The sequence below is a fragment of the Paraburkholderia sp. XV genome, assembly GCF_020177535.1.
In the GTDB taxonomy this organism is placed as follows: Bacteria; Pseudomonadota; Gammaproteobacteria; order Burkholderiales; family Burkholderiaceae; genus Paraburkholderia; species Paraburkholderia caribensis.
This window is the reverse complement of the sequence record NZ_JAGUUD010000199.1, coordinates 1-8,916: the sequence shown is the minus strand read 5'-3', so window position 1 is coordinate 8,916 and position 8,916 is coordinate 1. Positions and strand designations below refer to the sequence as shown.

Genomic DNA, 8,916 nt, shown 5'->3' with positions numbered 1-8,916 from the left:
GGCGACGCCTGAAGCGAGCTAACGCATCGCGGATGCCAGCGAAAGCAAAAGCAAATCACGCATGCCAGCGAAAGCAAAACCAAATCGCGGACGCCAGCGCAAAGGCAAAAAAAGGAACCGCACCGCGAAATCAGGCCGCGCGACACGCGCAAAAACCAAAAAACCAAAAACCAAAAACCAAAACCAAATCACAACGTCGGCAACAACTCCGGCGGATGATGCTTCAACGTCTGCCTCGCCTCGCGAAATTCCGGAAAAATCGACTCAACCGTCTGCCAGAACTTAGGACTATGGTTCATCTCGCGCAAATGCGCGAGTTCATGCGCGACGACATAGTCAATAACGGACAAAGGAAAGTGAATCAACCGCCAGTTGAGGCGAATCTTCCCATCGCTAGAACAACTACCCCACCGCGTCGCGGCGGAAGAAAGCCCATAAGCCCGATACGAAACCCCGAGTTTCTCGGCATACACAACAAGACGCTCACCAAAAATCCGCTTCGCCTCGTTCTGCAACCAGCCCTGCACGCGATCCTTGATCTGCTGCGGATCAGCCTGCGCCGGCAGCGGCAACGCAAGCACATTCCTCGCGGCATCATAGACAAGCTGACCATTCGCAGCCGCAAGCGTCACGCGCACAGTCTGCCCAAGATAGGGCAACTCAGCGCCGTCTTTCCAGTCGACGCGCGGCATCACGCGCTGCTCAGTACGCGTCTGCCACTCAGTGAGCTTGGTAAAAATCCAGCGCTGCTTTTCGGCGATCGCTGTTTCGATATCAGCGAGCGTGACCCACCGCGGCGCGGTAATAGTCAGTCCCGTGCTGTCGATCGCAAACCCGATCGAACGACGCGACGAACGCTTCAACCCATATTGCAACGTGCGCGCACCAAGCGTGACACTGCGCAGTTTCGAACCGTCGGGAGCGAGGGGAGCAGCGGACTTGGGTTGCGGCGGCGCGGCAGATTTGCCCGGCTCGTCGAAGAGCGGCAGATCCAGTTGCCGGCTATCGAGCGCAGCAGCAGGCTGCGGCTTGGAAGACTTCTGCATCGGACTCACTTCGCGCTGAGACGCTGCAACGCGCGCATGTGCGCATTGCAGCGTGGCGCGTCAGATACGGGCGGCGGCGGGCGTGTTCTGCTCGTCGCCATAAGCGGCCGGATCGATACGACGCATCTCGGCCTCGATCCACGTTTCAACGCGCGTGTTCACTTCGTCGGGCGTGAGCCCGGTGGCGTCGATCGGTTTGCCGATCGACACTGTGACTATACCCGGATATTTCATGAACGAGTTGCGCGGCCACACGCGTCCCGCATTGTGCGCGATGGGCACGACCACCGCGCCCGTCGCAACCGCGAAGCGCGCGCCACCCGTCTTGTACTTGCCCTGCTTGCCCGTCGGTGTGCGCGTGCCTTCCGGGAACATGATGACCCACGCCCCTTCGGACATGCGCCGTGCGCCCTGCCGCGTCACCGATGCAAACGCATTCTTGCCTTCCTTCCGGTCGATGTGAATCATCTTCAGCATGCCGAGCGCCCAGCCGAAGAACGGCACATACAACAGTTCGCGCTTGAACACGTAGCACAGCGGCCGCGGCATCAACGCGGGAAACGCGAGCGTCTCCCACGCGGACTGATGTTTCGACAGCAACACGGCGGGACCGTTCGGCAGATTTTCCATGCCGCGTATTTCGTAGCGGATGCCGTTCAGCCAGCGCACCACAGCGAGCGTCGTGCGGCACCAGCCGACAGCCATCCAGTAGCGGTTGTCGGCGCGCATGAACGGAAACGCGATGAAGCATGCGGTCGCGTAGGGAATCGTGAAGACCGCAAAAAAGATCAGCAGCAACAGCGAGCGAATGAAGCGCATCGGCGTGGTCAGTGAAGTGAGGGCGCGCTACGCACGCATCATTCTTGTTCTTCGGCGAGAAAGTCGAGTGCGAACGCCCGCAGGTCGTTGTGCACGACCGTGCCTTCAGGCAGGCCGCCTGCTTCGAGTGTCTTCTTGCCCTTGCCCGTTAGCACCAGGTGCGGGACGAAACCGAGCGCGGCGCCTGCCTGCAGATCGCGCAGCGAATCGCCGACGCAAGGCGTCTCTTCTGGTTCGATCTCGAAGCGCTCCGCGATCATCTTCAGCATGCCGGGCTTCGGCTTGCGGCATTCGCAGTGGTCGTCGGCCGTGTGCGGGCAGAAGAACACGGCGTCGATACGCCCGCCGACGGCGGCCGCTGCGCGATGCATCTTCAGATGCATCGCGTTGAGCGCGTCCATATCGAACAGGCCCCGGCCGATGCCCGACTGATTCGTCGCAATCGCGACGCGATAACCGGCCTGATTGAGCCGCGCGATTGCTTCGAGGCTGCCGGGCAGCGCGACCCACTCGTCGGGCGATTTGATGAACGCGTCCGAGTCGGCGTTGATCACGCCGTCCCGATCGAGCACTACCAGTTTCTTTGCGGTCCCCATGATGCGTCGCTCAGGCTGCCAGACGCGAAATGTCCGCGACGCAGTTCATCTGTTGATGGAGCGCGCTGAGCAGCGCAAGGCGGTTCGCTCGCAGCGCCGGGTCTTCGGCGTTGACCATCACGTCGTTGAAGAACGTGTCGACGGGTTCGCGCAGCGCGGCGAGCGCCGACAGCGCGCCCGTGTATTGACGTTCGGCGAGTTGCGACTGCACACGCGGCGCAACCTGTTCGAGTTGCGCATGCAGCGCCTTTTCGGCTGCTTCGACGAGCAGCGTGGTCTGCACGCCGTTCGCGTGCGCGCCTTCCGACTTCTTCAGGATGTTCGAAATGCGCTTGTTCGCAGCCGCGAGCGACGCCGCTTCCGCCAGCGCCGCGAATTCGCGCACGGCATCCAGACGCGCAACGATGTCGTCGAAGCGCGTCGGGTTCAGCGCGAGCACGGCATCCACCTCGCCCGCCGAATAGCCGCGTTCCCGCAACTGGCCGCGCAGACGGTCGATACAGAACTCGTAAATGGCTTGCGTCGAATCGGCGACGTTCGGCACGTTTGCGAATTGCGCATAGGTGACCCGCAACAGTTCGACGAGGTCGATCGGCATTTGCTTTTCGACCAGAATACGCAGCACGCCGAGCGCGTGACGGCGCAGCGCGAACGGATCTTTTTCCCCCGTCGGTTGCAGGCCGATGCCCCAGATACCGACCAGCGTTTCGAGCTTGTCCGCGAGCGCGACGATCGTGCCCGTTACCGTCGACGGCAAAGCGTCGCCGGAGAAGCGCGGCTGATAGTGTTCCGAGCACGCGAGCGCGACTTCTTCCGGCTCGCCGTTGTGGCGCGCATAGTACGTGCCCATCGTGCCTTGCAGCTCGGGGAATTCTCCGACCATGTCGGTCAACAGGTCGGCCTTCGCGAGATGCGCGCCACGCTTCGCGAGCGAGACGTCCGCACCGGTCATCTGCGCGATCGCGCCCGCCAGCGCCTCGACCCGCTCCACGCGTTGCAGCGCCGAGCCGAGCTTGTTGTGATAGACGACGTTCGCGAGTTGCGGCACGCGGTCCGCGAGCGGCTTCTTCTTGTCGTGTTCGAAGAAGAACTTCGCGTCGGCGAGGCGCGGGCGCACGACGCGCTCATTGCCTTCGACGATCTCGGCCGGCGTCTTCGTCTCGATGTTCGACACGATCAGAAAGCGCGAACGCAGCTTGCCGTTCGCGTCGGTGAGCGCGAAGTATTTCTGGTTGGTCTGCATCGTGAGGATCAGGCATTCCTGCGGCACCTGCAGGAACTCGTCCTCGAACGTGCACGCGTAGACGACGGGCCATTCGACCAGCGACGTCACTTCGTCGAGCAGCGACTCGGGCATCACGACCTGGTCGCCGTTTGCCTGCGCGAGCAGATGCGTGCGGATGGTTTCCTTGCGGTCCGAGAAATTCGGCACGACGTGGCCGCGATGCATCAGCGTTTCGGCGTAGTGATCCGCATGCTGGATCTGCACGAAGCCTTCGGACAGGAAGCGATGACCGAGCGTCGTGTCGTCGGCATCGATGCCGAACGCGGTGACGGGCACGACCTCTTTGTCATGCAGCACCGTCAGACGATGCACCGGGCGCACGAACTGCACGTTCGAGCCGTCCGGCCGCTGATACGTCATGACCTTCGGAATGGGCAGCTTGGCGAGCGTTTCGTCGAGCGCCGTCTGCAGGCCTTCGGCGAGGGTCGCGCCGGGCGCCGCATAGCGCAGGAAAAACGCGTCAGCCTTGCCGTCGTTCGCACGTTCGAGATCGTTCACCGAGAAATCGGGGAAACCAAGCGCCGCGAGCTTCTTCGCGAGCGGCGGCGTGGGCTGGCCGTTCGCATCGAGCGCGACGGAAACGGGCAGCACTTTCTCGCGCACGTGTTTTTCCGGCGCGACGCTGCGTACGTTCTTGATCGTGACCGCGAGCCGGCGCGGCGTGGCGTAACGCTCGAACGACAGTTCGCCTTCGATCAGATCGCGCGCGGCGAGACGTTGCGCGATGCCTTCCGCGAACGCATCGCCCAGGCGCGCTAGCGCTTTGGGCGGCAGTTCCTCGGTCAGCAGTTCGACGAGCAGGGTGGCTTGATGGGATTGCGTCATGTCTTCTTGGTCTCGTCAGTCCTGGTCGATCTTGCGTTCGGCTTTGAGCGGCGGCGCCCAAGCGGGCATCGCGGCTTCCTGTTCGTCGGTGGTGAGGCCGGGCACGCCGTGCACGGGATTGCCGAGCATCGGGAAGCCGAGCTTTTCGCGCGAGTCGTAGTAAGCCTGCGCAACGAGGCGCGACAGCGCGCGAATGCGGCCGATATACGCCGCGCGCTCCGTCACGGAGATCGCGCCGCGCGCGTCGAGCAGATTGAATGTGTGAGCAGCCTTCAGCACGAGTTCGTAAGCGGGCAGCGCGAGCGGCACTTCGATCATGCGCTTCGCTTCGCTCTCGTAGCTGTTGAAGAACGTGAACAACAGGTCGGTGTTCGCGTGCTCGAAGTTATATGTCGACTGTTCGACTTCGTTCTGGTGATAAACGTCGCCATACGTGAGGCGGCGCATCTCAGGACCGTTCGGGCCTTGTTCTTCCCACTCGGTCCAGATGAGGTCATAGACGTTCTCGACCTTCTGCAGATACATCGCGAGACGCTCGAGACCGTACGTGATTTCGCCGAGCACCGGCTTGCAGTCGAGGCCGCCAACTTGCTGGAAGTAGGTGAACTGCGTCACTTCCATGCCGTTGAGCCACACTTCCCAGCCGAGGCCCCACGCGCCGAGCGTCGGGTTTTCCCAGTCGTCCTCGACGAAGCGCACGTCGTTCTGCTTCAGGTCGAAGCCGAGCGCTTCGAGCGAGCCGAGGTACAGGTCGAGGATGTTTTCCGGAGCCGGCTTCAGCACGACCTGATACTGGTAGTAGTGCTGCAGACGGTTCGGGTTCTCGCCGTAGCGGCCGTCCTTCGGGCGGCGCGACGGCTGGACGTAGGCTGCCCGCCACGGCTCGGGGCCGACCGCGCGCAGGAACGTGTGGACGTGGGAAGTGCCCGCGCCGACTTCCATGTCGATCGGCTGGAGCAGCGCGCAACCCTGCTTGTCCCAATAGGATTGCAGCGTCAGGATGATTTGCTGAAACGTGAGCATGAAGTGCCTTGAAGGGTGCCTTTCAGGCAGGACGCGGATACCGTGCGGCGTGGGGCGCGCCGGTCGTGCTGGCCGTCCGCTCCATAGCCGGCCGGTTGCGCGGCCCAGTGCTGTAAAACCCTGAATTTTACCGGATTGCCGGTGGCTTGAGACTTTCTGGGGCCCGGTGATGCGACGGGGGCGCGTCGTGGCGCTTTTGCGTGCGTTCTGTGCTGCGCTCCCCGTCCATTTTGACGTCAGGCGTTGTTGTTCGTGTCGCCGTTCTTTTTCGACCCGCCGGACCGATCGCGGCCCGACCGAACGCGGCCCGACCGATCGCGGCCCGACCGGACGCGGCCCGGACCGAACGCGAAACCAAATGCGAGGAACAGCAGCGACACGGCGAGCACCGTGTTGTTGCCGCTCGTCACGTACGGCGTGAAGCCCGTCGTGCCTTGCACGGTCGTTTCGATCGAACCCTGGGTAAATGTGGGCAGGCGCGCGATGACGTTGCCGCGCGCGTCGATTGCGGCCGTTGCGCCTGTGTTCGTCGCGCGCAGCATGGGACGGCCCGTTTCGAGCGAGCGCATGCGCGCGATCTGCAGATGTTGGTCGAGCGCGATCGTGTCGCCGAACCACGCGAGATTCGTCGAATTGACGAGGACGCCCGCCGGCATGTCGCTCTCGCGGACCGTGCGCGCGATTTCCTCGCCGAAGATGTCTTCGTAGCAGATATCGACGGCGACTGGCTGGTTGCGCACGACAAACGGTTTCTGCACGGGCGCGCCGCGCGCGAAATCGCCGAGCGGAATGTTCATCAGATTCACGAACCAGCGGAAGCCCCACGGCACGAACTCGCCGAACGGCACGAGATGATGCTTGTCGTAGCGAAACACGCCCGGCTGGCCCGGCGTGATGCCGAACAGGCTGTTGGTGTAATCGACGACGCGTCCTTCCGGCGTGATGGTTCCGCCGACTGCGCCGAACAGGATCGACGAATGCGTCGAATCGGCGAAATTGCGCACCGCCAGCGCGAACGACTGGGGAATCGCCTGCGCGAGCACGGGGATGGCTGTTTCCGGCGTGACGATGAGATCGGCGGGCTTCGCGGTGATCATCCGCTGATATTCGTCGATGGCCGCTTTCACGCCCGACTCTTCGAACTTCATGTCCTGCTTCACGTTGCCTTGCAGGAGGCGCACGGTCAGCGTCGCGTTGGCGGGCGTCGTCCACGAAACGAGCGGCAGGACGAGGCCCGCTGCGATCAGCGCGACGGCGATGACGGCGGGCACCGCGACGCGCGTGGCGCGTGGCGCAGCGGGTGCGTTACCGTTTTTCGTTGTGAGCGAACGCAGCACGGCCTGCGCGATCAGCGCGGCGGCGAGCGCCAGCACCCAGCCGACGCCGTATACGCCGACAATCGGCGCGAATCCTGCAAACGGCCCATCGACCTGCGCGTAACCGCTCGCGAGCCACGGAAAGCCGGTGAACACCGTGCCGCGCAGCCATTCGCCGATCGCCCACGCACTCGCGAACGCAAAGGCGCCGTGCCAGGTCGGCGAAAACGGCTGATCGTCGACGAGCTTGCCGTTGCGCGCGTGTCCTGCGCAGAACGACCAGACGCCTGCCGCAAGCGCCGGATAGACGGCGAGATACAGCGAGAACAGCACGAGTGCCGTGCCCGCGAGGGGCGCCGGCATGCCGCCATAGAAGTGCATGCTCACGTACAGCCACCACACGCCTGTCACGTAATTGCCGAAGCCGAACGCGAAGCCCGTTAGGGCCGCGCTTTTCCAGCCCGTGGTGCGCGTGAGCCACACGAAGAAGAAGACGAAGATCGCGAGTTCGAGCCAGCCGCCGTGCGGCGTGGGCGCGAAGGACAGCGTATTGAGCGCGCCGGCGGCTGCGGCGGCGAGGTAGTGCCACCACGGCAACGTCCGGGCGCGCCCGATGTTTGCATCGGCTGCGTCGGACGTCACGCCGCGGCGCAGACGGGAAGTGATCGGGTCGGCCATTCTTGCGTGGTCGGCTTCAGGGAAACGGGGGAATCAGGTCTGCACGTGCTGGGCGTCGCGTTCGCGCTGCCCCGCGAGCGGATCGCGGCGCACGAGCAGCATGTGGATCTGGCGCGCGTCGGCGCGCAGCACTTCGAAGATCAGGTCGTCGAGCTTCACTTTCTCGCCGCGATGCGGCACGCGTCCGAAGTGGTGCGTGACAAGGCCGCCGATCGTGTCGACTTCCTCGTCGGAATAGTGCGTGCCGAACTCTTCGTTGAACTGCTCGATCTCGGTCAGGGCGCGCACGCGGTAGCGTCCGTCGGGCGAGGCGATGATGTTGCCGCTTTCTTCGTCGAAATCGTATTCATCCTCGATGTCGCCGACGATCTGCTCCAGCACGTCCTCGATCGTGATCAGGCCCGCGACGCCGCCGTATTCGTCGACGACGATCGCGATGTGATTGCGGTTGACGCGGAAGTCGTGCAGCAGGACGTTCAGGCGCTTCGATTCGGGGATGAACACAGCGGGGCGCAGCATGCCGCGCACGTCGGCTTCGTCTTCGGCGTAGTAGCGCAGCAGATCTTTCGCGAGCAGCACGCCGATCACGTTGTCGCGATTGCCTTCATACACGGGATAGCGCGAGTGCGCTTTTTCCAGCATGTACGGAATGAATTCGTCGGGGGCGTCCGCGATGTTGATCGCGTCCATTTGCGAGCGCGGGATCATGATGTCGCGCGCGCAGAGCTCGGAAACCTGGAAGACGCCTTCGATCATCGACAGCGAATCTGCGTCGATCAGATTGCGTTCGTGCGCGTCCTGCAGGATTTCGAGAAGTTCACCGCGAGAATCGGGCTCGGGCGAGATGAAGTCGGTCAATCGCTCGAGGAGGGAGCGTTTTTCCTGGGGTTTGTCGCTGGTATGGCGTCGACTGGGATACGAATCGTTCATGGTGGTGCGCCCGGAAAGCTGGACGCGCTGTTGCAGAGTGTTAAGGATACACCACGTGCGTGGCAGGACCGTGTCCGGGGGCACCGCGCGGTGCAGGGCGTTTTCCCGTTTGGGCCCGTCGGTTTCACCGGGGGAAGACGGTTTTCCGCGGAAAACGCTCGCTTTTATCCTAACTGATATCTGGGGGTTGGGGGGCGTGTGGTCAAAATTAGCGGTTTTTGTCTGCGACGCTGGGTGGGCTGTTTGTGTTTGCTTTTTTTTGCTGGCATCCGGGCTTTGTTATCGTGCTTCAGGCGTCGCCGTTCGCGCGTTTGGCCTTTTCGCTGGCATCCGCGCTTCGTTATCGTGCTTCAGGCGTCGCCCCTGTGCGGGGCGGCACCTACTTTTCTTTGCCGCCG

8 protein-coding genes are annotated in these 8,916 nt (G+C 63.2%); 1 reads left to right on the top strand and 7 read right to left on the bottom strand.

Annotated elements, in window-relative coordinates:
* Positions 1 to 188: 188 nt before the first annotated feature.
* The 7 genes from KFO72_RS40510 to KFO72_RS40480 form a co-directional block, all read right to left on the bottom strand.
* Positions 189 to 1,046, bottom strand: a complete 858-nt coding sequence (locus tag KFO72_RS40510) for a M48 family metallopeptidase (RefSeq protein WP_054929730.1) — start codon at positions 1,044 to 1,046, stop codon at positions 189 to 191.
* A 60-nt stretch (positions 1,047 to 1,106) separates the two neighbouring features.
* Positions 1,107 to 1,865: a lysophospholipid acyltransferase family protein gene (locus tag KFO72_RS40505; protein WP_054929731.1), complete on the bottom strand. Its 759-nt coding sequence runs from the start codon at positions 1,863 to 1,865 to the stop codon at positions 1,107 to 1,109.
* 38 nt (positions 1,866 to 1,903) lie between these two features.
* Complete coding sequence (gene gmhB / locus KFO72_RS40500) at positions 1,904 to 2,461, bottom strand: D-glycero-beta-D-manno-heptose 1,7-bisphosphate 7-phosphatase (protein WP_054929732.1); 558 nt, start codon at positions 2,459 to 2,461, stop codon at positions 1,904 to 1,906.
* 10 nt (positions 2,462 to 2,471) lie between these two features.
* On the bottom strand, positions 2,472 to 4,571 hold the full coding sequence (gene glyS, locus KFO72_RS40495; protein ID WP_225034459.1) for a glycine--tRNA ligase subunit beta: 2,100 nt from the start codon (positions 4,569 to 4,571) through the stop codon (positions 2,472 to 2,474).
* A gap of 15 nt (positions 4,572 to 4,586) precedes the next feature.
* Positions 4,587 to 5,594 (bottom strand): glycine--tRNA ligase subunit alpha, encoded by a 1,008-nt coding sequence (gene glyQ / locus KFO72_RS40490; protein ID WP_082433758.1) that lies wholly within the window; start codon positions 5,592 to 5,594, stop codon positions 4,587 to 4,589.
* Positions 5,595 to 5,830: 236 nt separating this feature from the next.
* On the bottom strand, positions 5,831 to 7,588 hold the full coding sequence (lnt, locus tag KFO72_RS40485) for an apolipoprotein N-acyltransferase (RefSeq protein ID WP_225034458.1): 1,758 nt from the start codon (positions 7,586 to 7,588) through the stop codon (positions 5,831 to 5,833).
* 33 nt (positions 7,589 to 7,621) lie between these two features.
* On the bottom strand, positions 7,622 to 8,518 hold the full coding sequence (locus KFO72_RS40480) for an HlyC/CorC family transporter (protein ID WP_035986532.1): 897 nt from the start codon (positions 8,516 to 8,518) through the stop codon (positions 7,622 to 7,624).
* 218 nt (positions 8,519 to 8,736) lie between these two features.
* Between KFO72_RS40480 and KFO72_RS40475 the strand changes: the two genes are divergently transcribed.
* Positions 8,737 to 8,916: hypothetical protein (locus tag KFO72_RS40475; protein ID WP_225034457.1), on the top strand; the 180-nt coding region annotated here is incomplete at its 3' end.